We start from the raw sequence: 24,760 nt of genomic DNA on the forward strand, positions 1-24,760 counted from the left end.
ACGTAAAAAAGCGCCCCGCCTGCCTGCCGGATAATTCCATCCTGGAAAAAGATGCGTTATGGGAACGCCATGACCATCAAGCCACTCATCATTCTCCCCGATCCGCTGCTTCGTCAGGTTTCCAAGCCGATCGAGCGCGTCGATGCCGATTTTCAGCGCCTCGCCGACGACATGCTTGAAACCATGTACGACGCGCCGGGCATCGGTCTTGCTGCCATCCAGATCGGCGTACCGCGCCGCATGCTGGTCATCGATGTATCCCGCGAAGGCGAAGAGAAGCAGCCCCTCGTATTCGTCAACCCGGAGATCGTCGCATCCTCCGACGAGCGCTCGGTATACGAAGAGGGTTGCCTATCCATCCCTGACTACTACGCCGAGGTCGAACGCCCGGCGACCGTCACCGTCAACTATCTCGACCGCTACGGCAAGGAACAGACGGTGCAGGCCGACGGCTTGCTCGCGACCTGCTTGCAGCACGAGATCGACCACCTGAACGGCGTGCTTTTCATCGACCACATCTCGCGCCTGAAGCGCGACATGGTGATCAAGAAGTTCACCAAGGCAGCGAAGTCGGCGAAGGCGCTTTAAGCGGGTTTGTCGGGAGTCGATTGCGATCCGACGACGAAGTCGCTGGGCAAGCCAATGGACTTGATCTTAGGCTCGTAAGCCCGTTTGAAGACGGGTGACGATCTGCAACATGGCGAGATACAATGTCGCTTCGCATCATCTTCATGGGTACGCCCGAATTCTCTGTTCCGACCTTGCGCGCGCTGGTCGATGGCGGGCATGAAATCATCGCCGTCTACACGCAGCCTCCGCGGCCGGGTGGGCGGCGCGGTCTCGACCTGCAGAAGTCGCCCGTACATCAAGCCGCTGAATTGCTCGGCATTCCCGTCTTTACGCCAGTGAATTTCAAGGATCCGGAAGAACGTGAGCGCTTCAAGGCGCACGACGCTGACGTTGCCGTTGTCGTGGCCTATGGCCTGCTGCTGCCTGAGGCAATCCTGACCGGTACCCGGCTTGGCTGCTACAATGGTCACGCCTCGCTCCTCCCCCGCTGGCGGGGTGCCGCTCCGATCCAGCGGGCGATCATGGCCGGCGACCGGAAGACCGGCATGATGGTGATGAAGATGGACAAGGGGCTGGATACCGGCCCGGTGGCTCTCACCAGTGAAGTCGAGATCGGCGCCAACACCACGGCTGGCGAGTTGCACGACAAGCTGATGCATGTCGGTGCCAAGGCGATGGCGGAGGCGATGGTCAAGCTCGATATGGGCGAGCTGCCCCTGACACCCCAGCCGTCGGACGGTGTGCTCTACGCCGCCAAGATCGACAAGGGCGAGACGCGGATCGACTTTTCAAAAAACGCCGTCGACGTCCACAATCACATTCGCGGCCTGGCGCCGTTTCCCGGTGCATGGTTCGAGCTTGCGATCGGCGGCAAGCCGGAACGTGTGAAGGTGCTGGCGTCCGAGCTCGCACAAGGTCAAGGGATTGCTGGTGACCTGCTGACCGACGATCTGGTCGTCGCCTGCGGAAGCGGCGCCGTGCGTCTCACTAAACTGCAGAAGGCTGGCGGCAAGCCGCTACAGGCTGCCGACTTCCTACGCGGAACGCCGCTTGCATCAGGGACGAGGCTCACCTGATGCATCGCTACCGCATGATCGTCGAATATGATGGTGGTCCTTATGTCGGCTGGCAGCGGCAGGAGAACGGGCCTTCCGTCCAGGGCGCGATTGAGAAGGCGATTCTTTCGGCAAGTGGCGAAACGGTGTCGATCCGCGGGGCCGGCCGCACCGATTCCGGCGTTCATGCGACAGGCCAGGTCATCCATGCCGATCTTGCCAGGGAATGGTCGCCCTTCAAGCTGCAGAATGCGCTGAACGCGCATCTCAAGATGGCAGGCGAGCGGGTCGCGATCATCAACGTGGAAGCGGCCAGCGAGTTTTTCGATGCCCGCTTCTCGGCGCTGCGGCGCCATTATCTCTATCGCATCATCAGCCGCCGGGCGCCGCTGGCACTCGAAGCTGGCAAGGCCTGGTGGGTGCCGAAACCTCTCGATCACGAGGCTATGCATGCCGCCGCGCAGACCCTTGTCGGCAAGCACGATTTCTCTACCTTCCGTTCCGCACATTGCCAGGCGAATAGTCCGGTCCGTACGCTGGATCGGCTGGACGTGACAAGAAATGGCGAACTGATCGAAATCCGCGCGACGGCCCAGAGCTTCCTGCACAACCAGATCCGCTCCTTCGCGGGAACGTTGAAGCTTGCGGGAGAAGGCAAGTGGACGCCGGACGACGTTCGCGCCGCTTTGGATGCCCGCGACCGCAAGGCTTGCGGCCCGGTGGCGCCGCCCGATGGCCTCTATTTCATGCAGGTCGATTATCCCGAGGTGATCACCGATCGCCGCCGGGAAAAGGAGGCACGCGATGACGACGACGATCTATCATAATCCCGCTTGTGGCACCTCGCGCAACACCCTTGCCATGATCCGCCAATCCGGCGAGGAGCCGGTAGTGATCGACTATTTGAAAACGCCGCCGACACGCGAGCGATTGGCCGAGATGGTCGCTGCGATGGGGGTCCCCGTCCGCGCGCTGCTGCGCCAAAAGGGCACGCCCTATGATGAACTTGGATTGGGCGATCCATCGCTGAGTGACGACCAGTTGTTGGATGCGATGATCGCGCATCCGATCCTGATCAATCGCCCGATCGTCGTCACCGAAAAAGGCGTGCGGCTCTGCCGGCCATCGGAGACTGTGCTGGATATCCTGCCGAATGCCGCCATCGGGACCTTCACGAAGGAAGACGGTGAAGTCGTTCGAGGCAAATAGCGCCTGATCTAGACCGGATAGATACCGAGAAAGCGCTGCAGGTATTCCGACAGCATCAGCGACGGGACCAGCAGCACCAGCGTCATTGCCCCGACCATCAGGCCCTGGCCGTAGAAGATCATCCTGAGGATGCGGGCGACGGCGAAGACTTGGGCCAGCATGAAGGCCAAGAGCAGCAGCGAGACGAAGCCCACCAGTTGCGGCAGGAAGAAGACCAGCGCCAGCAGCAGCCCGTTGATATAGGAAAGTGGCACACCCAGCCAATTGACACTGACGATCACAGGCGCAAAACGCTCGCCCTTCTTGAAGGCGAGCAGCAGCAAGCCCGCAAAGACCAGCGGCACGAACCAGTTGGCGGCTTCGACGAGCCCAAGCCGGAAATAGAAAAGGGTGCCGACATTGGTATGCGGCGGCATCGTTTGCAGAAAGGCCTGGCGCCACCAGAGCCACGAGATACCCATCGGCGGAAGGCACCAGAAGATTGCCCAGAACGAGCGGTTGACGCCGCGCTCCGACATGTCGAGAAAACGGAAGCCGCGCGGGTCCATGCGGATCAGCAGCCAGATTCCGGCAAGATAGTATTGAACTTCCCTAAAGCCCGGCATTCGCGAACCAGCGCTCGATGAAGGTCTCATAGATTACCGTGAGTCGCTCGAGGTCGGAAACGGCAACGCGCTCGTCGACCATATGCATCGTCTGGCCAACGAGGCCGAACTCGACGACCGGGCAATAATCCTTGATGAAGCGGGCGTCGGACGTGCCGCCCGTGGTGGAAAGCTTCGGCGACTGGGCGGTTACGCTCTCGACCGCGGAGGACAGCGAGGCGATCAGCGCATTGTTGCGAGTCAGGAACACGTGGCTCGGACGCTCGGCCCACACGATGTCGTATTTGAGCGGCGGCCGGCCTGGGCGCAACACGCCTTCAGCCGCAGCGGCATCGAGCCGGCGCAGGATCTCCTGCTGCAGGCTTTCCGCTGTCCACGTGTCGTTGAAGCGGATGTTGAAGCTCGCCGTTGCCTTGGCGGGTACGACGTTCGTCGCCGGATTGCCGACGTCGATGGTCGTCACTTCGAGGTTCGACGGCTGGAAGTTGTCGGTGCCGGCATCGAATGGCGGATCCATCAGCGCTTGGGTGAGCTGCAGGATGCCGCGCACGGCGTTATCGGCCAGATGCGGGTAAGCGGCATGGCCCTGGACGCCATGCACGGTGATCTTGCCGGAGAGCGATCCGCGACGGCCGATCTTGATCATGTCGCCGAGCTGGTCCGGATTGGTCGGTTCGCCGACGAGGCAGGCATCCCAGCGCTCGCCGCGCTCGGCGGTCCACTTGAGCAGCTTGATCGTGCCGTTGACCGCCGGGCCCTCCTCGTCGCCGGTAATCAGGAACGAGACCGATCCCTTCGGCGCTCCATGCTTTTCGACATGGCGGGCAATGGCCGCAACGAAGCAGGCAACGCCGCCCTTCATGTCGACCGCGCCACGGCCAAAGAGTTCGCCGTCGGCGATCTCGGCGGCAAAGGGCGGATGCGTCCAGGCCGCTTCGTCGCCAACCGGCACCACGTCCGTATGCCCGGCAAACATCAGATGCGGGCCCTCAGTGCCGAGCCGCGCATAGAGGTTCTCGATGTCGGGCGTTCCCGGTTCCGTCGCCGTAACCTTGTCCACCTTGAAGCCGAGCGGCGACAGCATTGCTTCGAGTGCCGAAAGCGCGCCGCCCTCGGCAGGAGTGACGGACGGGCAGCGGATCAGGGTCTGAAGATTGGCGACGGGATCGGTAGCGGTCATGGGAGTGGAACTATCCAGCTGTAATGGCAAAGAAAAGGCAAGCCGGCGATGCCGCCTTGTTGAAATGTGCCGTTCATTTTGCCGGATCAAGTCCGACCGTCAGCGTTTGGGCGGCGCGCATCTTTTCGGATGCGCGGACCGCCGGAACGCCAAGACTTGATCAGTCGCGCAGCAGTTCGTTGATGCCCGTCTTCGAGCGGGTCTTTTCGTCGACGCGCTTGACGATGACGGCGCAGTAGAGGTGTGGTGCCGGCTGGCCGTTCGCCATCGTGGCGTTGCCCGAAGGCATGGAGCCTGCAACGACGACGGAGTAGGGCGGCACTTCGCCGTACATCACTTCGCCGGTGGCGCGATCGACGATCTTGGTCGACTTGCCGATATAGACGCCCATGCCAAGCACCGAGCCCTCGCGGATGATGCAGCCTTCGACCACTTCCGAACGCGCGCCGATGAAGCAGTTGTCCTCGATGATCGTCGGGCCGGCCTGCATCGGCTCGAGAACGCCGCCAATGCCGACGCCGCCCGAGAGATGCACATGCTTGCCGATCTGCGCACAGGAGCCGACAGTCGCCCAGGTATCGACCATAGTGCCCTCATCGACGAAGGCGCCGAGATTTACGAAGGACGGCATCAGCACGACGTTCTTGGCAATATAGGCCGAGCGGCGCACCACGCAGTTCGGCACGGCGCGGAAGCCGGCAGCGCGATACTGGTTTTCACCCCAGCCTTCGAACTTGGAAGGCACCTTGTCCCACCAGGTCGAGTTGCCCGAACCACCCTTGACGACCTCCATGTCGTTCAGGCGGAAGGAGAGAAGCACGGCCTTCTTCAGCCACTGATTGACCTTCCAGGCGCCGTCGCTGCCGCGCTCGGCAACGCGTGCCTTGCCGCCATCGAGCAGTTCGAGCGCTGCCTCGACGGCGTCGCGAACTTCGCCCTTCGTGGACGTATTGACGTTGTCACGGTTATCGAAGGCAGCTTCGATTGTCTTTTCAAGGGAAGAAAGGTCGCTGGCGCTCATGGGAATTCCTTAAACTTCGATCTCTATCGTGGAGACCGAAGCCTCCGGAATTGTGATTGGCGGGATGCGATCTGCTCTATCCCATGCAGGGGTAAAATGGAATGATTTTTCGGGGCGTGGTAACTCTCCCAATTCAAAGCAGGAAACGACATACCGGCAGCACCTGCCGGGCATACTGAGAGGCATTTTGACATGGCAAAAACAAAAAACAGCAGGCTGCGGCGCAAGGACGGCGTCTGGGACCCGCTGAAGACGAGCGCAACCGACAAGCATCGCGCCGAAGCCGTGCCGAAAACACCACAAACGTTGTCGCCTGCCTATCGTCTTGCCTATGCCGATGAGGATTTTCTATGCCGCGAAGAGCTGCGGCCGATCCGCTTGCAACTGGAGCTGATGAAGCCGGAAATGCTGCTGACCGAGCGCGGCATCAAATCGACGGTCGTCATGTTCGGCGGCGCCCGCATTCCGGCGCCGGGCCAGAGCGCCTGGGCGGCGAGAAACGAGACGCAGCGCGCCAACCTCGAGGCAGCCTCGGTCTACTACGACGAAGCACGCAAGTTCGCCCGTCTGTGCTCGAAATATTCGGCGGGTTTCGATTTTCATGAGTACGTCGTCGTTACCGGTGGCGGTCCTGGTGTCATGGAAGCCGGCAACCGTGGTGCGGCTGATGAAGGTGCTCCCTCGATCGGCCTCAACATCGTGCTCCCGCATGAGCAGGCACCGAACGTCTATGTGACCCCGGAACTGAGCTTCAATTTCCACTATTTCGCGATCCGCAAGATGCACTTCATGGTGCGGGCAAAGGCGATCGCTGTCTTCCCCGGCGGCTTCGGTACGCTCGATGAATTCTTCGAGTGCCTGACGCTGATCCAGACCGGTCGGATGGAAAAGATGCCGTTGATCCTGTTCGGCGAGAAGTTCTGGAGGAGCATCGTCAATTTCGAGGCGCTTGCGGAATTCGGCACGATTGCGCCCGACGATGTCGACCTGATCAGCTTTGTCGATACTGCCGACGCTGCCTGGAAGATCATCCAGGATTTCTACGAACACCACGAGTAAGAAAAAGCCCGCCGGTTGGCGGGCTTCGATCTCTGTAAGCTCAAGCTTACGGGAACGGGCGATCCGGCATGTCGTCGAGCGAGATCGTGCCGTCCTTGTTGCGGTCCATCCAGGTGAAGAACTTGTCGAAGGCCGCTTCGGCTTCCTGTTTGGAGATCTGGCCGTTCTCGTCGGTATCGAAGCGCTGCATCATCATCATGCCGCGCATCATCCCGCCATGCATGCCGCGGCGATCCGGACGGCCGTCGGAGCCGGGCTGGGGCGGTGCCGGTTGGGCGTTGTCTGCATCGGCCGGCGGCGCCATCGGTGCAGCATCGTCGTCCGTTGCGTCATCGGCGGGTGCCTTTACCTTGGCCATCTGCGCTTCGCGGTATTTGCGGATTTCGCCTGGCGTCAGGGAGCCGTCCTTGTCGGTATCGATCGCGACGAAGATTGCCTCCATCCCGTCTTTGGCTTCCTGCTTGGAAATCTGTCCGTCCTTGTTCGTGTCGAACTGCTTCAGCATGCGAACGAAGATGACTTCACGGATCGCGCCCATGCGCGGCCCCATCATCATGCCCATGGCGTGTTGCGGGCGCGACGAATGATGCTTCTTGTCGTGAGAGGCGGCAAAACTGGTGCCGGCTGCGGCACCGACGATCATGACGGAGGAGAGTGCGGCCAGTATCAGCTTGTTTCGTGACATCTCAATTCCTTTCGATCTGCAATCACAATGAGGACTACAGGTGAAAGGGTAGGGCCGGTGCGGCAAATTGCCCAATTAAAGATCGGTAAGCTGGATGAAATTTCTGTAATCTAGTCGGCAATCTTCGCAAGAAAATCAGTTAGATCGTCGGTCACGAAGTCGATGTGATCGTCCTCGCCGCTCGTCTTTTCCCACCATTCGACGACCGTGTCCTCGAGGTTGTTCGGCACCAGCAGGACCGTCTGCATGCCGAGCGCTTTCGGGACCTTCAAGTTGCGTGGGAGATCCTCGAACATCGCCGCCTTGCCGGTCTCGATCCGCTTCAGCGCAGTGAACTTGTCATAGGTCTCCTGCGCCGGTTTCGGCACGAAATCGGCGGCCACGATGTCGAAGATGTCGTCGAAATGCTCGAGGATGCCGAGTGCGCCTGCGGCCATCTCGGCATGCCTGACGCTGCCATTGGTGAAGATGAACTTGCGGCCCGGCAGGGCCTTGATTGCCGCGCCGAGTTCCGGCTGCGCCGTCAGGCTCGAATAGTCGATCGCATGCGCCTTCTCAAGGAAGTCGTTCGGATCGATGCCGTGGTGGATCATCAGCCCTTGCAGGGTCGTACCGTGATCGAGGTAGTACTGCTTCTGCAGCTTCCGCGCCTCGTCCCGCTCCATCTGCAGCAGGGTCGCGACATAGGCCGTCATGTTCTTGTCGATCTGCGCGAACAGGTTGACGTGGTGCGGGTAGAGGGTGTTGTCGAGGTCGAAAACCCACTCGGTCACATGCGCGAAGTCCGCCTTGGTCGGCGTGCGATCTATCTTGGTCATATTCGCGTTATGGCACGCCTTGCCACCCAAGGAAATCGGCAAGAAAAAATAGACGCCCGATTTGCGGCGGACGCAGCCGGGAAGGGATGATAGAACGGCTCATGCTCTTTGACCTGCCCGATGACAACGCGCTCTACGATGCGCTGATTGCCCGCAGCGCGGCCTATGAGGGCCTCGCTTACGTTTGCGTCAAGACAACCGGCATCTTCTGCCGGCTGACCTGCCCGGCTCGTAAACCGAAGCGGGAAAACACGCTGTTCTATGATTCTGTCGCCACCTGCATGCAGTCCGGATTTCGGCCCTGCCAACGCTGCCGGCCTCTGGAGGAGGCGGGCAGGGAGCCGATCGTCGACCAGCTTCTCACCGCGCTCGACCGCGATCCCGCAGCGCGATGGACGGAGGACGATCTGATTGCGGGCGGCTACGATCCCTCGACCGTACGGAGAGCCTTCAAGCGATCCCTCGGCATGACCTTTCTCGATATCGCCCGTTATCGCCGTCTTGGCGAGGCGGCGAAGCAGCTGGCGAATGGCGCCCGTGTCATCGATGCTCAGATCGAGGCAGGGTATGAATCGGGCAGCGGCTTCCGCGCGGCATTTCAGCGGCTGATCGGCAAAGCGCCCGCGCTATCGCAGAAACGCGACCTTCTGCGTGCGGATTGGTTCGAAACGCCGCTCGGCCCCATGGTTGCTGTGGCCGACCAGACGCATTTGCATCTCCTCGAATTCCACGACCGCAAGGCGCTGCCTGCTGAGCTAGACAAGCTGCAGCGCAAGACGCGCTCTACCGTCGCAGCCGGCCGCACGCCGGCGATCGAGCAGATCGATGCCGAGCTGAAGGCGTATTTCGATGGCAGATCGGCATCCTTCCGGACGCCGCTTGCGCTGGGTTTCGGCACGGCTTTCGAGCGGCAGGTCTGGTTGAAGCTGATGGAGATACCCGTTGGCGAGACACGCGCCTACGGCGACATTGCGCGCGATATGGAAAACCCGCAGATCGTGCGCGCCGTCGGCCGCGCAAACGGGGCGAACCAGATGGCGATTGTCATCCCCTGCCACCGGCTGATTGGCGCCGATGGCTCGCTGACCGGCTACGGCGGCGGGCTCTGGCGCAAGCAATGGCTTTTGCGACACGAAAATGAGATGAAATCCAAGAGATTGTCTGTGGAGGGAATTCAATGAATCAGGCTGAGAAGGCAAAGGCGTTCGGTGCCTTGCATCAAAAGGGCAATCCCCTCGTCCTTTATAACATATGGGACGCCGGAACGGCGAAGGCGGTGACCGAAGCCGGCGCAAAGGCGCTGGCGACCGGAAGCTGGTCGGTCGCAGCAGCGCAGGGCTATGGTGATGGTGAAAAGATTCCGATGGAGGCGTTGATCGCCACAACCCGCCAGATCACCGCTGTCAACGACCTGCCGCTCTCGGTCGATTTCGAGGGTGCCTATTCCACCGATCCGGCCGGTGCTGCCACCAATGTCGAAAAGCTGATCGACGCCGGCGCGATCGGTATCAACTTCGAAGATCAGGTTGTTGGCGGCGAAGGGCTGCACGCCGTCGATAAGCAGGTCGCCCGCATCCGCGCCATCCGCGAGATGGCGGAGCGCCGCGGCCTTGCCTTCTTCATCAATGCGCGCACCGATCTGTTCTTGCGCGAAGGTGATCTTTCGAAGCATGCCGGTCTGGTTGAGGAAGCGATCGAGCGCGGCAAGGCTTACGCTGCCGCCGGCGCCAACGGCTTCTTCGTGCCTTGGCTGATCGACGAGGGTCTCATCGAGAAGGTCTGCGCCGCGTCGCCGCTGCCGGTCAACATCATGATGCGGCCGGGCGCCCCCGACGTGAAAACGCTGGCGAAGCTCGGTGTCAGCCGCGTCAGCTACGGGCCGGGACCATATCGGGCGATGATGGAGAAGCTGAAAGAGGCAGCCGCGGCGGTCTATGCCGCCGCGGGCTAACAGAGGTCCGGCAAAGCTCAGGGAACGATCAGCGTTCCCGCGCCGTGCTCGGTGAAGATCTCGAGCAGGACCGAATGGGCGGTCTTGCCGTTTAGGATGACGACACCCTGGACGCCGGCCTTGATCGCATCGATGCAGGTCTCGACCTTCGGGATCATGCCACCGGAGATCGTGCCGTCGGCGATCAGCGCGTGCGCCTGCGCGACGGACAATTCCTTGATCAGGTTGCCCTGCTTGTCGAGAACACCGGGAACATCCGTCAGGAAGAGCAGGCGGGTGGCGTTCAGCGCGCCGGCGATCGCGCCGGCAAAGGTGTCGGCGTTGATGTTGTAGGTCGCACCGTCGCGGCCAGGGGCGACCGGAGCAATGACCGGGATCATCTCCGAGCGGGCAAGCAGGTCAAGCAGCGTGCGGTCGACTTCGACGACCTCGCCGACGAAGCCGAGGTCGAGCACGCGTTCGATGTTCGAATCCGGGTCCTTGATCTTCTTTTGCGCCTTTTCGGCAAAGACCATGTTGCCGTCCTTGCCGCAGAGTCCGATCGCCCATTCGCCCGTCTGGTTGATGAGCGCGACGATTTCCTTGTTGATCGAGCCGGCGAGAACCATTTCGACGATCTCGACGGTCTTGGCGTCGGTGACGCGCAGGCCGCCTTCGAATTTCGATTCGATGCCCATCTTCGTCAGCATCGCGCCGATCTGCGGGCCGCCGCCGTGGACGACGATCGGATTGACGCCGGACTGTTTCAAGAGCGCGATGTCGCTCGCGAAGGCCTTGCCGAGCTCGGCATTGCCCATGGCATGGCCGCCGTACTTCACGACGATCGTCTTGTTCTCATAGCGCTGCATGAAGGGCAGGGCCTGCGCAAGCAGGCGTGCCTGGGTTTCGCTTTCGGACTGGTTCATGGGATACCCCGCGGAATTGATCGCGGCCTTTTATCTCAAGTTTTTGACAGATGGAATAATCCAGAGGCCATTAGTTTGCCGTATCAGCTGGCAGTAAGCCCGGGAGTCGGGCTAGTGGTAAGGGGCATGGCATGACAAGCGACGAAATCGCGCATCTGATCAGCCTCGTGGCGATCGGCGATCGCAAGGCCTTTGCCACGCTCTATCGCGAGACCAGCCCGAAACTCTTTTCCATCTGCCTGCGTATTTTGAAAGACAGAACCGAGGCCGAGGAATCGCTTCAGGAAGTCTACGTGAAGATTTGGCAGCGTGCCGGCGTGTTCGCTGCCGGATCCGGTACGCCGTCTTCCTGGCTCGCGGCAATCGCGCGCAACCAGGCGATCGACATCATGCGCGCGCGAAAGCCGATCGCCGACGAACTCGATAGTGCCTACGACCTCGCGGATGACGAACCCTCCCCCGAGATACAGACTGTGATCAAGGATGAAGGAAGGCGCATTGACACCTGCATGGAAGAGTTGGAAGCTGATCGGGCAATGGCGGTGAAGAAAGCTTACGTCGAAGGGCAGAGCTATCAGGAACTGGCCCATCAGTTTGGCGTCCCTTTGAACACGATGCGCACATGGCTGCGTCGCAGCCTCTTGAAACTGAGAGAGTGCATGGAACGATGACATCGCCGGATCAGAGCAAGGGAGGCCGCTCCCGCGACGAGGTACTCGCCGGTGAGTATGTTCTTGGTGTTCTTTCCTTCAAGGATCGGCGAGTTGTAGAGGAGCGGATGCGTCGCGACAGGCAGTTCGCGGCGATCGTCAGCCGCTGGGAAACCAATCTCTCCTCCTTCAACGACGATTACGACGTCGTCAGCCCCAGCCAGGAAACGTTCAAGCAGATCGAGGCGCGGTTGTTTGGTGCGCCGGAAGCAACTCCGGCGCCGGCGCGTGGAGTGTGGGGTTCGCTCATTTTCTGGCGCTGTCTCGCGCTCGTCTCGCTGTTGATCACCGCGGGCGCACTGACGATTGCCACTGTTGCCGTCACTCCGCCTCAGGCCTCAGCACCGCTCGTGGCAGAACTGACGGCCTCCGGCAGCCAGGTCAATCTACTTGCCTCCTATGAACGACAGAGCGGAAAACTGCGGATCGTACCCATCGCCACCGGCAAGCCCGAAGAGAAGTCGCTGGAGCTCTGGCTTGTTCCGGCAAGCGGTGCACCACGATCGCTTGGCGTATTCCCTCCGGGTCAAACAGGCGAATTGGTCATCCCTGTCGATATGCGCGGCAGCGTTGACGAAGGCGCAGTCCTTGCGGTCAGCCTCGAGCCTTTCGGCGGCTCGCCGACCGGGCAGGCCACCGGGCCGATCGTGGCTAGCGGTACGACGCACCGCCGTTGACCTTTTTTCAGCAAGTTTGCGCTCTGGCTGAAACTCTCCCCACGAACCTCCCGTAGATCCTCATGTCCGTAAGGAATGTCGGCATCCGGTCGGCTTAGCCACGGACGCTAGAGGAGAACCATCATGATGAAGTCCGCACTGCGCTTGAGCGTGCTTGCTGCTGCCGTTTCCGCATTTGCTTTCACTGCGCAGGCCAAGAACCCAATGGTCGGTGGCGCCGCAATGTATCCGACCAAGGATATCGTGCAGAATGCCATGAACTCGAAGGATCACACGACGCTGGTTGCGGCGGTAAAGGCTGCTGGTCTCGTATCGACGCTCGAAGGCAAGGGACCTTTCACAGTCTTTGCTCCGACCAATGAGGCTTTCGCGGAATTGCCCGCCGGCACGGTCGATACGTTGCTGAAGCCGGAAAACAAGGCCCAACTAACGAAGGTCCTGACCTGCCACGTCGTCGCCGCTGACGCGATGGCCAAAACCGTTGCCAAGATGATCAAGGCCGACGGTGGAGAACACGACATCAAGACGGTCGGCGGTTGCGTGCTGAAGGCCAAGGAAAACATGGGCAAGATCACGATCACCGATGAAAACGGCGATGTCGCCCATGTGACCATCGCTGACGTGAAGCAGTCGAACGGCGTCATCCACGTCGTTGACAAGGTTCTGCTGCCGAAAATGTAAGCCGGTTCAGGCAGTCAGCGGAAGGCGCCCAATTCCATCTGGGCGCCTTTTTTCATTTCCAGTTGGTGATCCCGACCGTTTGGGCAATCGCCTCACGCAGGTCATCGAGACCCTCGCTCTTCTCCGAGGAGGAGGCGATGATGCCGGGATAGGCCGCCGGCCGCTTCTTGATCTTTTCCGCGGTGTCCGCGAGCAGCTTGATCACAGCCGGTGGCTTGATCTTGTCTGTCTTGGTCAGAACGATCTGGTATGAGACGGCCGCCTTGTCGAGCAGATCGAGAACCTCGTCATCGTTCTTCTTCACGCCATGGCGGCTGTCGATCAGCACATAGACCCGCTTCAACGTCGCGCGGCCGCGCAGGTAATCGAAGACGAGCTTCGTCCAGGCATCGACCTGATCCTTCGGCGCCTGCGCGTAGCCATAGCCCGGCATGTCGACGAGAGCCATGGGTGGCAGGTCGCCGGCTTCACCGGAGTAACCCTCCGGCACGAAGTAGTTGAGTTCCTGTGTGCGCCCCGGCGTATTCGAGGTACGCGCCAGTCCCTTGTGACTGACGAGCGCATTGATCAGTGATGACTTGCCGACGTTCGATCGGCCGGCAAAGGCCACTTCCAGCGGCCCTTCCGGCGGCAGGAACTTCAGGGACGGAACGCCGCGGATAAAGGTCCAGGGGCGCCCGAACAGCGGCTTGTCGTTCTTGTTGTCGGTCATTCGGCCTTTTCCAGTCCAGATCCAATGTGCCTATGGCATTCAGGTTTCGGGTGATTTTGTCAACCGACCGGCAGCTGCCAGGTTACCGCAGCAACGCCGGCTGAAATGAAAAGCCCCGCCGAAGCGGGGCTTTTGTCATTTCTCCGTCGGGGCCGGCTTTCGCTTGAAGAGCCCCTTCAGGTTGCTGAAGAGTTCGATCTTCACGCCATGGCGCTTCATGATTACCGACTGCTGGATCACCGACAGCGTGTTGTTCCACGCCCAGTAGATGACCAGACCGGCCGGGAAGCTCGCCAGCATGAAGGTGAAGACCAGCGGCATCCAGTTGAAGATCATTGCCTGCGTCGGATCCGGCGGCGTCGGGTTCATGCGCATCTGCAGGAACATCGTCACACCCATGATCAGCGGCCAGACGCCGAGATGCAGGAAGGCGGGAGCCGCAAACGGCAGCAGGCCGAAGAGGTTGATGAACGAGGTCGGATCGGGCGCCGAAAGGTCCTGGATCCAGCCGAAGAACGGCGCGTGGCGCATCTCGATGGTGATGTAGATCACCTTGTAGAGCGAGAAGAAGATCGGGATCTGCAGCGCGATCGGCCAGCAACCGGCGATCGGGTTGATCTTCTCTTCCTTGTAGAGCGCCATCGTCGCTTGCTGCAGGCCCATGCGGTCGTCGCCGAACTTGGCCTTCAGCTCCTCCATCTTCGGCTGCACGCGCTTCATGTTCGCCATCGAAGCGTACTGCTTGCTGGCGAGCGGGAAGAACAGCGCCTTGACGACGATGGTGGTCATCAGAATGGCGACGCCGAAGTTTCCGAAGTAACGGAAGAAGAAGTCCATCAGCCTGAACATCGGCTTCGTCAGGAAGTAGAACCAGCCCCAGTCGATCAACCGGTCAAACTTCGGAATCGAATACGTCTTCTCGTAGCCGTCAATAACAGGAACTTCCTTGGCGCCTGCGAACACGAGGTTCTTCAGTTCAAGCGACTGGCCAGGAGCGACGGTAACGGCGTTCTGCTTGTAGTCGGCCTGGAAACGCGGCTGACCATCCGTGAAGTGCGTGAAGCGTGCATCATACGGGGTCTGCTGCGGCGGAATGATCGTTGCCGCCCAGTACTTGTCGGTGATGCCGAGCCAGCCACCGGTTGCCGTTGCAGGCGTGACGGCTTCCTTCTCGACAGCGGCGTACTTGCTCTCGAGCAGGCTGTCACCGATGACGCCGATGAAGCCTTCGTGCAGCACGTAGGTCGAGGCAACGGCAGGCTTGTTGTAACGGGTGACGCGGCCATAGGAGGACAATGCCGCCGGAGCCGGGCCCGCATTGGTAACCTTGTCAGTGACCGTGAACATGTAGTGCTCATCGACCGAGATGGTGCGGGCGAAGGTGATGCCCTTGTCATTGGTGTAGGTGAGCGTAACCGGGGTCGTTTCGGTCAGCTTAGCCCCTTCCGGTGCGGTCCAGACGGTCGAGGGACCCGGAACGCTGCCGGTAGCGGCGTCGCCGATGTAGCCGAGTTCGGCGAAGTAGCCGTCCTTCGTCTCCGACGGGCTGAAGAGCGTAATGATCGGGCTCGAGTCATCCACGGTCTCGTGATAGCCCTTGAGCTTCAGGTCATCGAGGCGCGCACCGACAAGGTTGATCGAGCCTGCAAGAGCAGCCGTATCGATCGTGACGCGCGGGTTCTTGGCAAGTGCGTCAGCAAGCGAGGTTGTCGCGGCAGCCTGGCCGGAAGGCGCGGCGCCACTCGTCTGGGCCGTACCCGCGCCACCAGCAGCAGGGGTCTGCACCTGTTCGGTCTTCTGCTGCGCTTTTTGAGCGAGTTCCGCCTTGCGCTGCGCTTCGATGCGCGGATTCATGTAGAGGAATTGCCACCCGAGAACGATCAGCACGGAGAGGGCGATCGCAATGAAGTAGTTGCGGTTGTTTTGCATCATACGTTCCTGGGGCGGCCGTCTCCGGACCGCTTGTGTTTCGGCTTGGTCTCGACGCGAGTTTTGAGCTCTGCGGCTAATTTTTCGAAGGGTGCTTGCAGCACGTCTCTTCGCGCGACAACCACATAGTCGTGTCCGGGCTGCATTGCAAACCCTGCATGAAGTCGCACCGCCTCTTTCAGGCGCCGCCTCATGCGGTTTCTTTCGACCGAGTTGCCATGTTTCTTGGTGACGGTGAAGCCGACGCGGGCTTCGGCCTCTGGTTCCTTCCGGTCGAGGACTTCGAGCAGGAAGAAGCTGCCCCTGCGCTTTTCGCCATTGCGGACAGCAAGAAACTGCGGGCGGCTTTTCAGCCGCCCGGCAGTCATTTTCTTCTTATTGGTCGTCAATTCGCCCGCCATCTCTTATCGGGCAATTCGGCCTTAGGCCGAAAGACGCTTGCGGCCGCGTGCGCGGCGAGCAACGATAACCTTACGGCCGCCCTTGGTGGCCATACGTGCACGGAAACCGTGGCGGCGCTTGCGAACAAGCTTGGATGGTTGGTAGGTACGCTTCATTTATTTAAACACCGCGGAGTGCGGCCCTTCTTGAATTTGCATATTGCAAGGAGCGTTGTTTTTCGAACGGGCGAGGCTAACGAGAGCCTTATATGACCGGACGTGCGGCGGCTTATACGGATGAAGGCCGTCAAAGTCAATTATCGCCCGGAATTTCTGGATTTCGGCCCTCTGTTACAAGATTTAGCGATGCACATTAATGTTTGTGACAGCGCGTTAACGTCGGCCGTGCGTAATATTTTTCTTCGTTCGCAACTGCTGCGCGCATTCTCGGGGCGATCTAGCGTTTTTCGGCGCAAAAAACCAAACGTCGACGACTAAGTACAGGTAATTTTTTGTAGTTAGGCGACCAAGCATCCGAAATCTAACGTTAATTTATTTCGGCCAAATTTAGCTATCGGCCGGAAAGCTTTCCCGGCTTGTCATCAGTTTCTGGGGGGCTTCCTTTGAAAATCCGAGGTAAGATCAATCTGCTCGTTTCCGCCATGTGCGGCGTTGCTTTGCTGATCGGGGCAACGGCACTTTGGGCCGTACATCAATATGACGGGAACCTGTCGGCTTATGAAGACGCGTCTGATCGTGCTTACTACGGCGAGCGCCTCAACCGCTTCGTGACGGCGACGGTCATGGAGGCCCGCGGAATCTACGGCGCTCCCTCGACAAAGGAAGCCGCTGCCTTCGCCAAGGGGCTGCTGACGGATCTCGATCAGATCGACAAGGTAATTGCCTCCTGGGCTCCGCTGGTTCCTGAAAGCCAGAAAGACACCTTCGTGAAAATGACCGAGCGCGCCAAGGAATTCCGGACGTTCCGCGCTGAAACAGCCCGCCTCGGCACCGAAGTGAGCCCGCAGGCAGCGAACGAGCAGGGCAACAACGACGCCAACCGAGCCAATCGCAAGGCTTTCCAGGCGGAGATCGATGCGATCGTCGCGACCGACAAGGCGACACTCGATGCTGTCAATGCACAGGTCGAAAGCTCGCGCACCTCCGTCTTGTGGCTCGTGATTGCGATTACCGGTGTCGGCATTGTGGCTGGCGTCGGTATGGGCTTCTACATCGGCACAATTCAGCTCAGCCGCCCGATCAAGAAGGTCACGGACGCGATCAAGCAGGTTGCCAACGGTAACTTTGAGGCCGAAGTGCCTTTTGCGGGACGTCAGGATGAAATCGGCGAAATGGCCGCCGCGGTCGCTGTCTTCAAGGAGAATGGTCTCGCCGTACGTCGCATGAATGCGCAGGAAACCGCCATGCGCGCCAAGAGCGACGATCTGCAGTCCAGCATGTCCGTCGTCGTTGCATCCGCAGCCGCCGGCGACTTCAGCCGCCGCATCGAAAAGGACTACGGCGACGACAACCTCAACCAGTTCGCCAGCAACATCAACCATCTGCTTTCCAGCATCGATGCCGGTGTCGGCGAAACGCGCCGGGTGATTGCAAGTCTGGCGGAGGGCGACTTGACGCAGACGATGCGCGGCAACTTCCAGGGCGCCTTCGCCGAACTGCAGCAGAACGTCAACAGCACATTCGCGACGCTGCAGACAACGATGCGCGAAGTACGCGAGACGGCCGAAGGCTTCCACGGCAACACAAACGAGCTGCGCGCCGCAAGCGACGACCTCTCCAAGCGCACCGAGCAGCAAGCCGCTGCCCTCGAACAGACCTCGGCGGCTCTCGACGAGATCACCGCGGTCGTCAACAATTCGACCGAGCGCGCTCAGGAAGCCAGTGTCATGGTCTCCGAGGCCAAGGACGACGCCGGCAAGTCGGGCGTGGTCGTCCGCAATGCCGTCGACGCAATGGGTCGCATTGAGCAGGCTTCGCGCGAAATCAGCCAGATCATCAACGTCATCGACGAGATCGCCTTCCAGACGAACCTGCTGGCGCTGAACGCAGGCGTCGAAGCGGCGCGTGCAGGCGAGGCGGGCAAGGGTTTCGCCGTCGTCGCTCAGGAAGTTCGCGAGCTGGCACAGCGGTCGGCAACCGCCGCTAAGGACATCAAAGGCCTGATCACCAAATCCGGCGATGAAGTACAGGTTGGCGTAAAGCTGGTGCAGGCGACTGGCGAGGCGCTGTCCCAGATCGAACGCCGCGTCAACGCGATCAACGACCATATCCACTCGATCGCGACGGCTGCGAAGGAGCAATCAACTGGCCTCAAGGAGGTCAATACCGCCGTCAATCAGATGGATCAGGTGACGCAGCAGAACGCCGCCATGGTCGAGGAAACCTCGGCGGCAACGCATAAGCTCTCCGGCGAAGCCGATGGCCTTGTCCGCCTGATCTCCCGCTTCAAGGTCTCCAACGTGCCGGCAGCGGCGGCCGTCGCCGTCGCGCGCCATCAGGAACATCGCCCGGTGGCCTCTCCGGCCCGCCGGGCCATGGGGACCGTCGCCCGCGCGTTCAGCGGCAACGCCGCCGTCGCCGAGCAGAATTGGGAAGAGTTTTAATCGCCCGGCACTTTCTTGGACAGCCGCGAAACGCCGCCTCAGGGCGGCGTTTCCTTTTGTCGCAAATGGGTTTGCTCGCAAAGATTTGAAAGCGGACCGTCATCGTCTAATATAGAACGCGCAAAGGGCGCCCGGCGCCAAGCGGACGAAAGACAATGCAAGCCCACGATCAAGGCGACAATCTTCTCCCAGGCGGTGCTGCCGGGACCGAGGCCGACCAGGCGGACCAGCGCCCGTCCGGCAAGTTCGGCGGGCTTTCCGGCAAGTTGCTGTGGCTGACGGTTGTCTGCATCATGCTCGCCGAGGTGCTGATCTTCTTTCCGTCGGTTGCCACCATGCGCCTGCGGTGGCTGGACGAAAGGCTGAATGCCGCGGCCGCGGCCGCGATCGTGATCGACGGTCTGCAGCCGGTGGAACTGCCGCGCGCGCTGCAGAAGGAAACCCTGGAAGCGACCGGCACCAAGGCGATCGTGCTGCGGAAAGAGGGCACCTCGCGCCTACTTGCGACGACGGACATGCCGACCTCCGTCGATGAACAGTATGATTTGACCGATGTGCCACCAGTGACCGCGATTCGCGACGCGCTCGATACGATGATTTTTGGCGGCAACCGCCTGATCCGCGTCTACGGTCCGGTACAGGACACCAATACCGGTGTCGAAGTGCTGATGAAGGACAAGCACCTCCGCAATGCGATGCTTGTTTATTCCCGCAACGTCTTTCTGCTGTCGATCCTGATTTCACTGTTTACCGCGACGCTGGTGTTCTTCGCGATTAACCGCATCCTGATTCGGCCGATTCGCAAGCTAACCGGCAGCATGCAGCAATTCTCCTCCGATCCCGAAAATCCGCAGAATGTCTTTGTCGGCGACGGCGGCCGCGACGAGCTTGCCGTTGCCGGACGGCACCTGACCTCCATGCAGTTGGAACTGCAGAAGACGCTGAAGCAGCAGAGAAACCTTGCAGCGCTCGGCCTAGCAGTTTCCAAGATCAACCACGACATGCGCAACATCCTGGCCTCGGCACAGCTGATGTCGGACCGTCTTGTGGACGTCGATGATCCGATGGTGAAGGCCTTTGCGCCAAAGTTGCTGCGCACCATCGACCGCGCCGTCGGTTATACGACTGAGGTGCTGTCCTATGGCCAGGCAAGCGAAGCGGCACCTCGTCGGCGCCGCATCCGGCTCCATGACCTGACCCAGGACGTGAAGGACATGTTGGCGATCGATGCTCAGAGCGGTATCGAGTTCGTCGGCCAGGTCGCGCCCGAGCTCGAGGTCGATGCAGACAGCGAGCAATTGTTTCGTGTCATCCACAATCTCTGCCGCAACGCCGTGCAGGCCCTCAGCGCACCGGCGATAGCGCGCGGAGCCGAGGGCGCCAAGCGCATCACCGTTTCGGCGCAGCGCGTCGGCAGCGTGGTCAGCATCATCGTCGATGATACCGGGCCCGGTATGCCGCAAAAGGCCCGACAAAATCTCTTCGCCGCCTTCCGCGGCTCGGCCCGCTCCGGCGGAACGGGCCTGGGGCTGGTGATCGCCCGCGAACTCGTGCTGGCGCACGGTGGCACCATCGCTCTTGTGGAAAAGCCTTCGGTTGGAACGCAGTTTCGCATCGAGATTCCGGATCGCCCGCTATCGCTCGACGACTACCGCGGCCGCGCGCTGCAGGAAAAGTGATGCATTTTGCGCATTTCCGCTCTGCGCCATCAAAGTCGCGATTTTTTCAGAAAGCCTATTGCAATCCCCGAAAGGACCCTTTAGAGAACCGCCCACGCAAGCGGTTCGGCCGCTTCCGGCACGCACCCGTAGCTCAGCTGGATAGAGCACCAGACTACGAATCTGGGGGTCAGGAGTTCGAATCTCTTCGGGTGCGCCATTCTCTTCATCATATCATATTTATGTCCGGTTGGCGCCGGTTCTGCGCGCGCAACGCATCCCTCTGCGGCTTAGGCGAAAAAAAAGCCCCGCCGACTCGGCAGGGCTGCAGGGATTTGGTCTGCGGTGGCGTCAGATATCGTCAGTGGCGGCAAACCGTCTTGTACTTGGTAATCTCATGGTGATGGCTGCGCACCTGGTAGGGTTCCCTCCAGCAGCGCTGGTAGGAAGAATAGTGGCGATCGCGCCAGTAGCGTGGCGGCGGGCCGTGGCGATAGTTGGGCCGGTAATCATCATGGTAGCCCGGCGTTCCAATAATCACTCTGACATTATCGGCAAACGAAGGGGCGGCTGTTGATGCAAGCGATGTCAGGACAATGGCTGCTACGGTAATAAGCTTTTTCATGTTCTACTCCTTTGAGCACGTAACGCCGCTGGTTAGGCATTTGTTTCAAAGGATATTTTTCTGAACATGAACCTTGGCTGAGGCGGCCGTTCATAAACGTCGCCGTCTGGCAGTCCCAAGACGGCGAGGGTAGTCGACGCGCCTACAGCCGCAATGGAGCGATTGTGGATCGCGGCGATCAACGCTTTTCTTCGATTGTCCGGATGCCAGGAAGGCCGCTTGTGATTTGCGAGGCTGCGTTAGAACGACGCGCACGTCAGTCATGAAAATCACGCGACTCCAACCAGGGTATGGTGTGAGACTCGCGAGTCTTCCCGAGACCCACCAAAGTCAGCCGATGTCGGCAATCGCGTGATCCGCCGCCCCTGGACGTCCCTACGGTCGGTGACTGAAGCGGGCGATTTGCGCATTCTTCATCAGGTTGCGAAAGTTGGGTCCGCTGACATGCACCAACGTCGTGTGGTCACCGCCCTCGAAATAAACGTCACTGGCGTCGCCTAGGCTTTCGTCGAGAATGACAGGCACGTCGTACGCCGATCCGATCGGCGGGACCGCACCTATATCGCAATCGGCGAAAAGTGTGCTGACTTCATTTTCCGAGGCGAGGCCGAGGCGCTTGTTCATCACATCCTGCAGCGTGCTGAGCTCGAGCCGGTGAGTGCTCGGAACAACGGCCAGTACATATCCCATTTCGTGATGGACGACGACAGATTTGGCGAGCCTGCTGCCCGGAACATGGGCGGCCTGCGCTGACTGGCTGGTCGTCGCTGTACGATGATGAGGCACGGTGTCGTAGGCGATGCCTTCACCGTCGATATAGTCCCGAAGCTTCCTTGCGATGGTCATCTCGGGTTCCCCTTAAGATTGCGTCGGAAGGCATACAGGGCATTCTCCTCTCATCGTCCGCGAAGTCAACGGCGAAGGGTGCAACGCGTGACCGCCACAGGACCATGGCGGTCACGCAAGTTCGGCGCACCACTTAGGCGCGCCGGCTGTCTCCTTCCTAGGCGGAGACTCTCACCTCGCCATGCTTGGCCAGTGCCTCGTCCGTCGAGAGCACGGAGGCGTAGGCAAAGGCGAACGCTGCCATGAACGCCGCATGCGCTTGTGCGGCAGGAACCAGCGTGCCGTTGAATTCGAGGTCGCGTGTTGCGCAGGCATCATGGACAACCGTTACCCGGTAGCCGAGATCGCTGGCGGCGCGTGTCACGGCATCGATGCACATGTGGCTCATGCTGCCGACGACCGTAACCTCTTCGATGCCATGACGATCAAGCGTCGCCTTCAGGTCTGTTTCACGAAACGCGTTGACATGGTTCTTCACGATGACGGTCTCGCCCGGTCGATTCAACACCTTCTGATGAATCTGTGCACCCTCGGACCCTGCAAGGAAGAAAGCCGCAGTCTCGCCGATCGACTCATGCCTGACGTGGATGATTAGGTCGCCGGCATCGCGGGCCGCCGCGACGATCCGTGCAGCATTGTCGGCAGCGGCATCGGCGCCGCTCAACGGCCATTTGCCGTTCGGGAAATAATCGTTCTGAATGTCGACGACGATGAGGGCTTGTTTGGTCATGTCCTAATATCCTTTTATTCCTTCCGGGACGGTCCCGTCCGTTGATGGACAAACTATGTCGGAAGCGGCATGGTGTGGATTGGCGAAATTGACATTATCGAGGTCAAAACTGACAAATGAGCCAAGCCAGCCCACCGACCGAGATCGGCATCCTGCTTTATCCGCACGTCCAACTCGCAGCCGTCTATGGGCTGACTGATCTATTCAATCTGGCGAATCGGTTTGCAACGAGGCAGCGCCCTTCGGGGAGCCCGGCGTTGCGCGTAAGCCATTGGCAGGAGACAGAAGCCGCGGAGGCGGTCGAGCGCGTATTCGATACGGCACCTGGCACCCCGGGGCCGCCCGACGTGCTGCTGCTGCCCCCGAGCTTCGGCGAACCGATGACATCCGAGGAGGCCGCTCCGCTGGCCCGATGGCTTCGCCAGCGGCATGCCGAGGGAACGACGCTGAGTTCGGTCTGTATCGGCGCCTTCCTGCTTGCCGAGACAGGTCTTCTGGCGCATCGGATGGCGACGACTCACTGGACCTACGCGGCGGTACTGGCTGAACGCTTTCCCGACGTGCGGGTCGATACCGACAAGCTCATCATCGATGAAGGCGACGTCATTACCGCCGGCGGCCTGATGGCCTGGACCGATCTCGGCCTGAAGCTCGTCGACAGATTGTTGGGATCGGCTGTCATGCTGGAGACGGCACGCTACCTCTTGGTGGATCCACCTGGAAGGGAGCAACGCTGCTATAGCAGCTTCTCGCCGCGCTTGAACCATGGCGACGAACAGATCCTGAAGGTGCAGCACTGGCTACACGCGAGCGGCGCACGCCAAGTCACGCTGCCCGCGATGGCCGAGTGCGCGCGCCTGGAAGAGCGCACCTTCCTTCGCCGTTTCCACAAGGCGACAGGGTTTCGACCGACGGAATACTGCCAGCATCTGCGGGTCGGCAAGGCGCGTGAAATGCTGGAGTCATCGAAACGTACCGTCGAGCAGATCGCCGTTGCTGCCGGCTACGAGGATCCGGGCGCCTTCCGCAAGGTGTTCCAGAAGATTACCGGGCTGTCGCCGGGAGACTACCGCAGCCGCTTCGGATTGAACGGCAGGGCATGAATTGAGGCCGGCTGGCTAGCTTGGCGCAATATTGCGACGCGATGGTGCAATGGGCGCTGCATAAGCAGCGATTCATGGCGCATGGCCGGAGGAAATATGCTGAGGAATACGGTGCAAGCGTTTGCGTTGTGCGCGGTCATGGCAACGCTTGCCAGCTGCGTCGATGCCAATATGCCGACACTTGTACCCGTCGCGTGGCCTTCCGATCCACCGCTCAATCTGCCGGCCGTTGCGCATCACATCTGCACCGGCGACAGCAATTTCATGTACCGGGAATCAAAGAAGCAGTACGAGCTGCGCGCCGGAATGGGCCGCTATCCGATCGATCCCGCCCAGCAGGAAGCGACCGCGATCGCCGCGGCACAACGGCAATATGTCACTTGTCTGTCGAGCCAAGGGTATCGAATTTACGGCCGATAAGCTCGCTGCCTGAAGCCTGCCGCCTAGCCCGCCGTGGCGCCTGCCGCGTCAGCCTGCTTCACGCGCAATCGCCGCTGATCACGACTGCAGGAGGGAACGTGTGATCGCGGAACTTTGCTACGCAGGAACGCATTTTTCTCTGATAAATCCAGGAAGGAGGATTTATCATGAAAATGTCCAGCTTTGCTTTCGCCCTGTCAGCCGGAGCGCTCCTCCTACTGCGACCAACTGTTCCCGTTCAGGCGGCGCCTGTGCAGCAGGTTCCTCTCCCAACCGCCTCGAACGTCGAAATGGTGCAGTATAATCAGCCGCGGGCAGGCTATTTCAACGGCTATCGCGGCTCGCGCACTGAGCGCGCCGGCACCCGCCGCGGGCCAGATGGCTACTGGTATCCGTTGGCCGCCTTCGGTGTTGAGGGCGGTACGACAGGTTCCATCGGCACTCAGCCGGTGCGACCCATGCAGCGCCAGACCTACTGCCAGAACACGTTTGGCGGCACCAACGGTGATGGCAGCATGCCATGCGACAACGGCTACTGAAGACGTAACGTCTGAATGTGAGGCGGGATAGCTCCCGCCTTCACATTCACTGCTTCCCTCAACTGCTG

General features: G+C 60.5%; 28 protein-coding genes and 1 tRNA gene. 16 read left to right on the forward strand and 13 right to left on the reverse strand.

The window, feature by feature from the left end; all coding sequences use genetic code 11:
• The first annotated feature begins 69 nt into the window (after window positions 1-69).
• The 4 genes from def to arsC all read left to right on the forward strand — a co-directional run bounded on the left by def (window position 70) and on the right by arsC (window position 2,834).
• Window positions 70-588 carry a peptide deformylase gene (gene def / locus RGCCGE502_RS02225; RefSeq protein ID WP_016552536.1) on the forward strand — a complete coding sequence of 173 codons (519 nt, stop codon included), beginning with the start codon at window positions 70-72 and terminating at the stop codon, window positions 586-588.
• Window positions 589-710: 122 nt separating this feature from the next.
• Window positions 711-1,646 carry a methionyl-tRNA formyltransferase gene (fmt, locus tag RGCCGE502_RS02230; RefSeq protein ID WP_016552537.1) on the forward strand — a complete coding sequence of 312 codons (936 nt, stop codon included), beginning with the start codon at window positions 711-713 and terminating at the stop codon, window positions 1,644-1,646.
• Complete coding sequence (truA, locus tag RGCCGE502_RS02235; protein ID WP_016552538.1) at window positions 1,646-2,452, forward strand: tRNA pseudouridine(38-40) synthase TruA; 807 nt, start codon at window positions 1,646-1,648, stop codon at window positions 2,450-2,452. Before fmt ends, truA begins: the two co-directional genes overlap by 1 nt.
• Window positions 2,430-2,834 carry an arsenate reductase (glutaredoxin) gene (gene arsC, locus RGCCGE502_RS02240; RefSeq protein WP_016552539.1) on the forward strand — a complete coding sequence of 135 codons (405 nt, stop codon included), beginning with the start codon at window positions 2,430-2,432 and terminating at the stop codon, window positions 2,832-2,834. The genes truA and arsC overlap by 23 nt, the downstream gene beginning before the upstream one ends.
• An 8-nt stretch (window positions 2,835-2,842) precedes the next feature.
• On the opposite strand, the gene RGCCGE502_RS02245 is transcribed toward arsC, so the two are convergent.
• The 3 genes from RGCCGE502_RS02245 to dapD form a co-directional block, all read right to left on the reverse strand.
• Window positions 2,843-3,439: a hypothetical protein gene (locus tag RGCCGE502_RS02245; RefSeq protein WP_016552540.1), complete on the reverse strand. Its 597-nt coding sequence runs from the start codon at window positions 3,437-3,439 to the stop codon at window positions 2,843-2,845.
• Window positions 3,426-4,619 (reverse strand): succinyl-diaminopimelate desuccinylase, encoded by a 1,194-nt coding sequence (gene dapE / locus RGCCGE502_RS02250; RefSeq protein ID WP_016552541.1) that lies wholly within the window; start codon window positions 4,617-4,619, stop codon window positions 3,426-3,428. Before dapE ends, RGCCGE502_RS02245 begins: the two co-directional genes overlap by 14 nt.
• Before the next feature lie 160 nt (window positions 4,620-4,779).
• On the reverse strand, window positions 4,780-5,640 hold the full coding sequence (gene dapD / locus RGCCGE502_RS02255) for a 2,3,4,5-tetrahydropyridine-2,6-dicarboxylate N-succinyltransferase (RefSeq protein ID WP_016552542.1): 861 nt from the start codon (window positions 5,638-5,640) through the stop codon (window positions 4,780-4,782).
• 192 nt (window positions 5,641-5,832) lie between these two features.
• On the opposite strand from dapD, the gene RGCCGE502_RS02260 reads away from it, so the two are divergent.
• A complete protein-coding gene (locus RGCCGE502_RS02260; RefSeq protein ID WP_016552543.1) occupies window positions 5,833-6,699 on the forward strand; it encodes an LOG family protein in 867 nt (288 codons plus the stop codon).
• 46 nt (window positions 6,700-6,745) lie between these two features.
• Here the strand turns inward: RGCCGE502_RS02260 and RGCCGE502_RS02265 are convergent, their stop codons facing one another.
• Window positions 6,746-7,384 carry an EF-hand domain-containing protein gene (locus RGCCGE502_RS02265; protein WP_016552544.1) on the reverse strand — a complete coding sequence of 213 codons (639 nt, stop codon included), beginning with the start codon at window positions 7,382-7,384 and terminating at the stop codon, window positions 6,746-6,748.
• 110 nt (window positions 7,385-7,494) lie between these two features.
• Window positions 7,495-8,202 (reverse strand): pyrimidine 5'-nucleotidase, encoded by a 708-nt coding sequence (locus tag RGCCGE502_RS02270; RefSeq protein ID WP_016552545.1) that lies wholly within the window; start codon window positions 8,200-8,202, stop codon window positions 7,495-7,497.
• A 101-nt stretch (window positions 8,203-8,303) separates the two neighbouring features.
• On the opposite strand from RGCCGE502_RS02270, the gene RGCCGE502_RS02275 reads away from it, so the two are divergent.
• Window positions 8,304-9,383, forward strand: a complete 1,080-nt coding sequence (locus RGCCGE502_RS02275; RefSeq protein ID WP_040673887.1) for a bifunctional transcriptional activator/DNA repair enzyme AdaA — start codon at window positions 8,304-8,306, stop codon at window positions 9,381-9,383.
• Window positions 9,380-10,153, forward strand: a complete 774-nt coding sequence (locus RGCCGE502_RS02280; protein ID WP_016552547.1) for an isocitrate lyase/PEP mutase family protein — start codon at window positions 9,380-9,382, stop codon at window positions 10,151-10,153. The genes RGCCGE502_RS02275 and RGCCGE502_RS02280 overlap by 4 nt, the downstream gene beginning before the upstream one ends.
• 17 nt (window positions 10,154-10,170) lie before the next feature.
• On the opposite strand, the gene argB is transcribed toward RGCCGE502_RS02280, so the two are convergent.
• Window positions 10,171-11,058, reverse strand: coding sequence for an acetylglutamate kinase (gene argB / locus RGCCGE502_RS02285; RefSeq protein ID WP_016552548.1), 888 nt, complete (start codon window positions 11,056-11,058; stop codon window positions 10,171-10,173).
• Window positions 11,059-11,189: 131 nt separating this feature from the next.
• Between argB and RGCCGE502_RS02290 the strand changes: the two genes are divergently transcribed.
• The 3 genes from RGCCGE502_RS02290 to RGCCGE502_RS02300 all read left to right on the forward strand — a co-directional run bounded on the left by RGCCGE502_RS02290 (window position 11,190) and on the right by RGCCGE502_RS02300 (window position 13,126).
• Window positions 11,190-11,729 carry a sigma-70 family RNA polymerase sigma factor gene (locus tag RGCCGE502_RS02290; protein ID WP_016552549.1) on the forward strand — a complete coding sequence of 180 codons (540 nt, stop codon included), beginning with the start codon at window positions 11,190-11,192 and terminating at the stop codon, window positions 11,727-11,729.
• Window positions 11,726-12,445 carry an anti-sigma factor gene (locus tag RGCCGE502_RS02295; protein ID WP_016552550.1) on the forward strand — a complete coding sequence of 240 codons (720 nt, stop codon included), beginning with the start codon at window positions 11,726-11,728 and terminating at the stop codon, window positions 12,443-12,445. Before RGCCGE502_RS02290 ends, RGCCGE502_RS02295 begins: the two co-directional genes overlap by 4 nt.
• A gap of 123 nt (window positions 12,446-12,568) precedes the next feature.
• On the forward strand, window positions 12,569-13,126 hold the full coding sequence (locus RGCCGE502_RS02300; protein ID WP_016552551.1) for a fasciclin domain-containing protein: 558 nt from the start codon (window positions 12,569-12,571) through the stop codon (window positions 13,124-13,126).
• 52 nt (window positions 13,127-13,178) lie between these two features.
• Here RGCCGE502_RS02300 and yihA read toward each other — a convergent pair whose 3' ends face one another.
• The 4 genes from yihA to rpmH form a co-directional block, all read right to left on the reverse strand.
• Window positions 13,179-13,838 (reverse strand): ribosome biogenesis GTP-binding protein YihA/YsxC, encoded by a 660-nt coding sequence (gene yihA / locus RGCCGE502_RS02305; protein WP_016552552.1) that lies wholly within the window; start codon window positions 13,836-13,838, stop codon window positions 13,179-13,181.
• A gap of 135 nt (window positions 13,839-13,973) precedes the next feature.
• Window positions 13,974-15,767, reverse strand: coding sequence for a membrane protein insertase YidC (gene yidC / locus RGCCGE502_RS02310; RefSeq protein ID WP_016552553.1), 1,794 nt, complete (start codon window positions 15,765-15,767; stop codon window positions 13,974-13,976).
• Window positions 15,767-16,168, reverse strand: coding sequence for a ribonuclease P protein component (rnpA, locus tag RGCCGE502_RS02315; RefSeq protein ID WP_016552554.1), 402 nt, complete (start codon window positions 16,166-16,168; stop codon window positions 15,767-15,769). Before rnpA ends, yidC begins: the two co-directional genes overlap by 1 nt.
• Before the next feature lie 21 nt (window positions 16,169-16,189).
• The gene (rpmH, locus tag RGCCGE502_RS02320) at window positions 16,190-16,324 is read right to left on the reverse strand and encodes a 50S ribosomal protein L34 (RefSeq protein WP_016552555.1); all 135 of its coding nucleotides are present in this window, start codon (window positions 16,322-16,324) and stop codon (window positions 16,190-16,192) included.
• Window positions 16,325-16,770: 446 nt separating this feature from the next.
• Here rpmH and RGCCGE502_RS02325 point away from each other — a divergent pair, with 446 nt between their 5' ends.
• The 3 genes from RGCCGE502_RS02325 (at window position 16,771) to RGCCGE502_RS02335 (ending at window position 20,649) form a co-directional block, all read left to right on the forward strand.
• Window positions 16,771-18,771, forward strand: coding sequence for a methyl-accepting chemotaxis protein (locus RGCCGE502_RS02325; RefSeq protein WP_016552556.1), 2,001 nt, complete (start codon window positions 16,771-16,773; stop codon window positions 18,769-18,771).
• Between the two features lie 155 nt (window positions 18,772-18,926).
• Window positions 18,927-20,450: an ATP-binding protein gene (locus RGCCGE502_RS02330; RefSeq protein WP_016552557.1), complete on the forward strand. Its 1,524-nt coding sequence runs from the start codon at window positions 18,927-18,929 to the stop codon at window positions 20,448-20,450.
• A 122-nt stretch (window positions 20,451-20,572) separates the two neighbouring features.
• Window positions 20,573-20,649: transfer RNA gene (locus RGCCGE502_RS02335), tRNA-Arg, on the forward strand.
• A gap of 141 nt (window positions 20,650-20,790) precedes the next feature.
• Here the strand turns inward: RGCCGE502_RS02335 and RGCCGE502_RS02340 are convergent.
• From RGCCGE502_RS02340 to RGCCGE502_RS02350, 3 genes are all read right to left on the reverse strand, one after another.
• Window positions 20,791-21,054, reverse strand: a complete 264-nt coding sequence (locus tag RGCCGE502_RS02340; protein WP_016552558.1) for a hypothetical protein — start codon at window positions 21,052-21,054, stop codon at window positions 20,791-20,793.
• Between the two features lie 375 nt (window positions 21,055-21,429).
• Window positions 21,430-21,900: an aminoacyl-tRNA deacylase gene (locus RGCCGE502_RS02345; RefSeq protein ID WP_016552559.1), complete on the reverse strand. Its 471-nt coding sequence runs from the start codon at window positions 21,898-21,900 to the stop codon at window positions 21,430-21,432.
• A 157-nt stretch (window positions 21,901-22,057) separates the two neighbouring features.
• Window positions 22,058-22,630 (reverse strand): cysteine hydrolase family protein, encoded by a 573-nt coding sequence (locus RGCCGE502_RS02350; protein ID WP_016552560.1) that lies wholly within the window; start codon window positions 22,628-22,630, stop codon window positions 22,058-22,060.
• A gap of 116 nt (window positions 22,631-22,746) precedes the next feature.
• On the opposite strand from RGCCGE502_RS02350, the gene RGCCGE502_RS02355 reads away from it, so the two are divergent.
• The 3 genes from RGCCGE502_RS02355 to RGCCGE502_RS02365 all read left to right on the forward strand — a co-directional run bounded on the left by RGCCGE502_RS02355 (window position 22,747) and on the right by RGCCGE502_RS02365 (window position 24,692).
• Window positions 22,747-23,733, forward strand: coding sequence for a GlxA family transcriptional regulator (locus RGCCGE502_RS02355; protein ID WP_016552561.1), 987 nt, complete (start codon window positions 22,747-22,749; stop codon window positions 23,731-23,733).
• Window positions 23,734-23,829: 96 nt separating this feature from the next.
• Window positions 23,830-24,153: a hypothetical protein gene (locus RGCCGE502_RS02360; RefSeq protein WP_016552562.1), complete on the forward strand. Its 324-nt coding sequence runs from the start codon at window positions 23,830-23,832 to the stop codon at window positions 24,151-24,153.
• 167 nt (window positions 24,154-24,320) lie between these two features.
• Window positions 24,321-24,692 (forward strand): hypothetical protein, encoded by a 372-nt coding sequence (locus tag RGCCGE502_RS02365; protein ID WP_016552563.1) that lies wholly within the window; start codon window positions 24,321-24,323, stop codon window positions 24,690-24,692.
• Window positions 24,693-24,760 lie beyond the last annotated feature (68 nt).

Origin of the sequence: Rhizobium grahamii CCGE 502, from assembly GCF_000298315.2 — a bacterium.
GTDB lineage: Bacteria > Pseudomonadota > Alphaproteobacteria > Rhizobiales > Rhizobiaceae > Rhizobium > Rhizobium grahamii.

Coding starts and splice junctions, on each gene's coding strand:
- def (WP_016552536.1), top strand. CDS start 70: ATGACCATCAAGCCACTCATCATTCTCCCCGATCCGCTGCTTCGTCAG.
- fmt (WP_016552537.1), top strand. CDS start 711: ATGTCGCTTCGCATCATCTTCATGGGTACGCCCGAATTCTCTGTTCCG.
- truA (WP_016552538.1), top strand. CDS start 1,646: ATGCATCGCTACCGCATGATCGTCGAATATGATGGTGGTCCTTATGTC.
- arsC (WP_016552539.1), top strand. CDS start 2,430: ATGACGACGACGATCTATCATAATCCCGCTTGTGGCACCTCGCGCAAC.
- RGCCGE502_RS02245 (WP_016552540.1), bottom strand. CDS start 3,439: ATGCCGGGCTTTAGGGAAGTTCAATACTATCTTGCCGGAATCTGGCTG.
- dapE (WP_016552541.1), bottom strand. CDS start 4,619: ATGACCGCTACCGATCCCGTCGCCAATCTTCAGACCCTGATCCGCTGC.
- dapD (WP_016552542.1), bottom strand. CDS start 5,640: ATGAGCGCCAGCGACCTTTCTTCCCTTGAAAAGACAATCGAAGCTGCC.
- RGCCGE502_RS02260 (WP_016552543.1), top strand. CDS start 5,833: ATGGCAAAAACAAAAAACAGCAGGCTGCGGCGCAAGGACGGCGTCTGG.
- RGCCGE502_RS02265 (WP_016552544.1), bottom strand. CDS start 7,384: ATGTCACGAAACAAGCTGATACTGGCCGCACTCTCCTCCGTCATGATC.
- RGCCGE502_RS02270 (WP_016552545.1), bottom strand. CDS start 8,202: ATGACCAAGATAGATCGCACGCCGACCAAGGCGGACTTCGCGCATGTG.
- RGCCGE502_RS02275 (WP_040673887.1), top strand. CDS start 8,304: ATGCTCTTTGACCTGCCCGATGACAACGCGCTCTACGATGCGCTGATT.
- RGCCGE502_RS02280 (WP_016552547.1), top strand. CDS start 9,380: ATGAATCAGGCTGAGAAGGCAAAGGCGTTCGGTGCCTTGCATCAAAAG.
- argB (WP_016552548.1), bottom strand. CDS start 11,058: ATGAACCAGTCCGAAAGCGAAACCCAGGCACGCCTGCTTGCGCAGGCC.
- RGCCGE502_RS02290 (WP_016552549.1), top strand. CDS start 11,190: ATGACAAGCGACGAAATCGCGCATCTGATCAGCCTCGTGGCGATCGGC.
- RGCCGE502_RS02295 (WP_016552550.1), top strand. CDS start 11,726: ATGACATCGCCGGATCAGAGCAAGGGAGGCCGCTCCCGCGACGAGGTA.
- RGCCGE502_RS02300 (WP_016552551.1), top strand. CDS start 12,569: ATGATGAAGTCCGCACTGCGCTTGAGCGTGCTTGCTGCTGCCGTTTCC.
- yihA (WP_016552552.1), bottom strand. CDS start 13,838: ATGACCGACAACAAGAACGACAAGCCGCTGTTCGGGCGCCCCTGGACC.
- yidC (WP_016552553.1), bottom strand. CDS start 15,767: ATGCAAAACAACCGCAACTACTTCATTGCGATCGCCCTCTCCGTGCTG.
- rnpA (WP_016552554.1), bottom strand. CDS start 16,168: ATGGCGGGCGAATTGACGACCAATAAGAAGAAAATGACTGCCGGGCGG.
- rpmH (WP_016552555.1), bottom strand. CDS start 16,324: ATGAAGCGTACCTACCAACCATCCAAGCTTGTTCGCAAGCGCCGCCAC.
- RGCCGE502_RS02330 (WP_016552557.1), top strand. CDS start 18,927: ATGCAAGCCCACGATCAAGGCGACAATCTTCTCCCAGGCGGTGCTGCC.
- RGCCGE502_RS02340 (WP_016552558.1), bottom strand. CDS start 21,054: ATGAAAAAGCTTATTACCGTAGCAGCCATTGTCCTGACATCGCTTGCA.
- RGCCGE502_RS02345 (WP_016552559.1), bottom strand. CDS start 21,900: ATGACCATCGCAAGGAAGCTTCGGGACTATATCGACGGTGAAGGCATC.
- RGCCGE502_RS02350 (WP_016552560.1), bottom strand. CDS start 22,630: ATGACCAAACAAGCCCTCATCGTCGTCGACATTCAGAACGATTATTTC.
- RGCCGE502_RS02355 (WP_016552561.1), top strand. CDS start 22,747: ATGAGCCAAGCCAGCCCACCGACCGAGATCGGCATCCTGCTTTATCCG.
- RGCCGE502_RS02360 (WP_016552562.1), top strand. CDS start 23,830: ATGCTGAGGAATACGGTGCAAGCGTTTGCGTTGTGCGCGGTCATGGCA.
- RGCCGE502_RS02365 (WP_016552563.1), top strand. CDS start 24,321: ATGAAAATGTCCAGCTTTGCTTTCGCCCTGTCAGCCGGAGCGCTCCTC.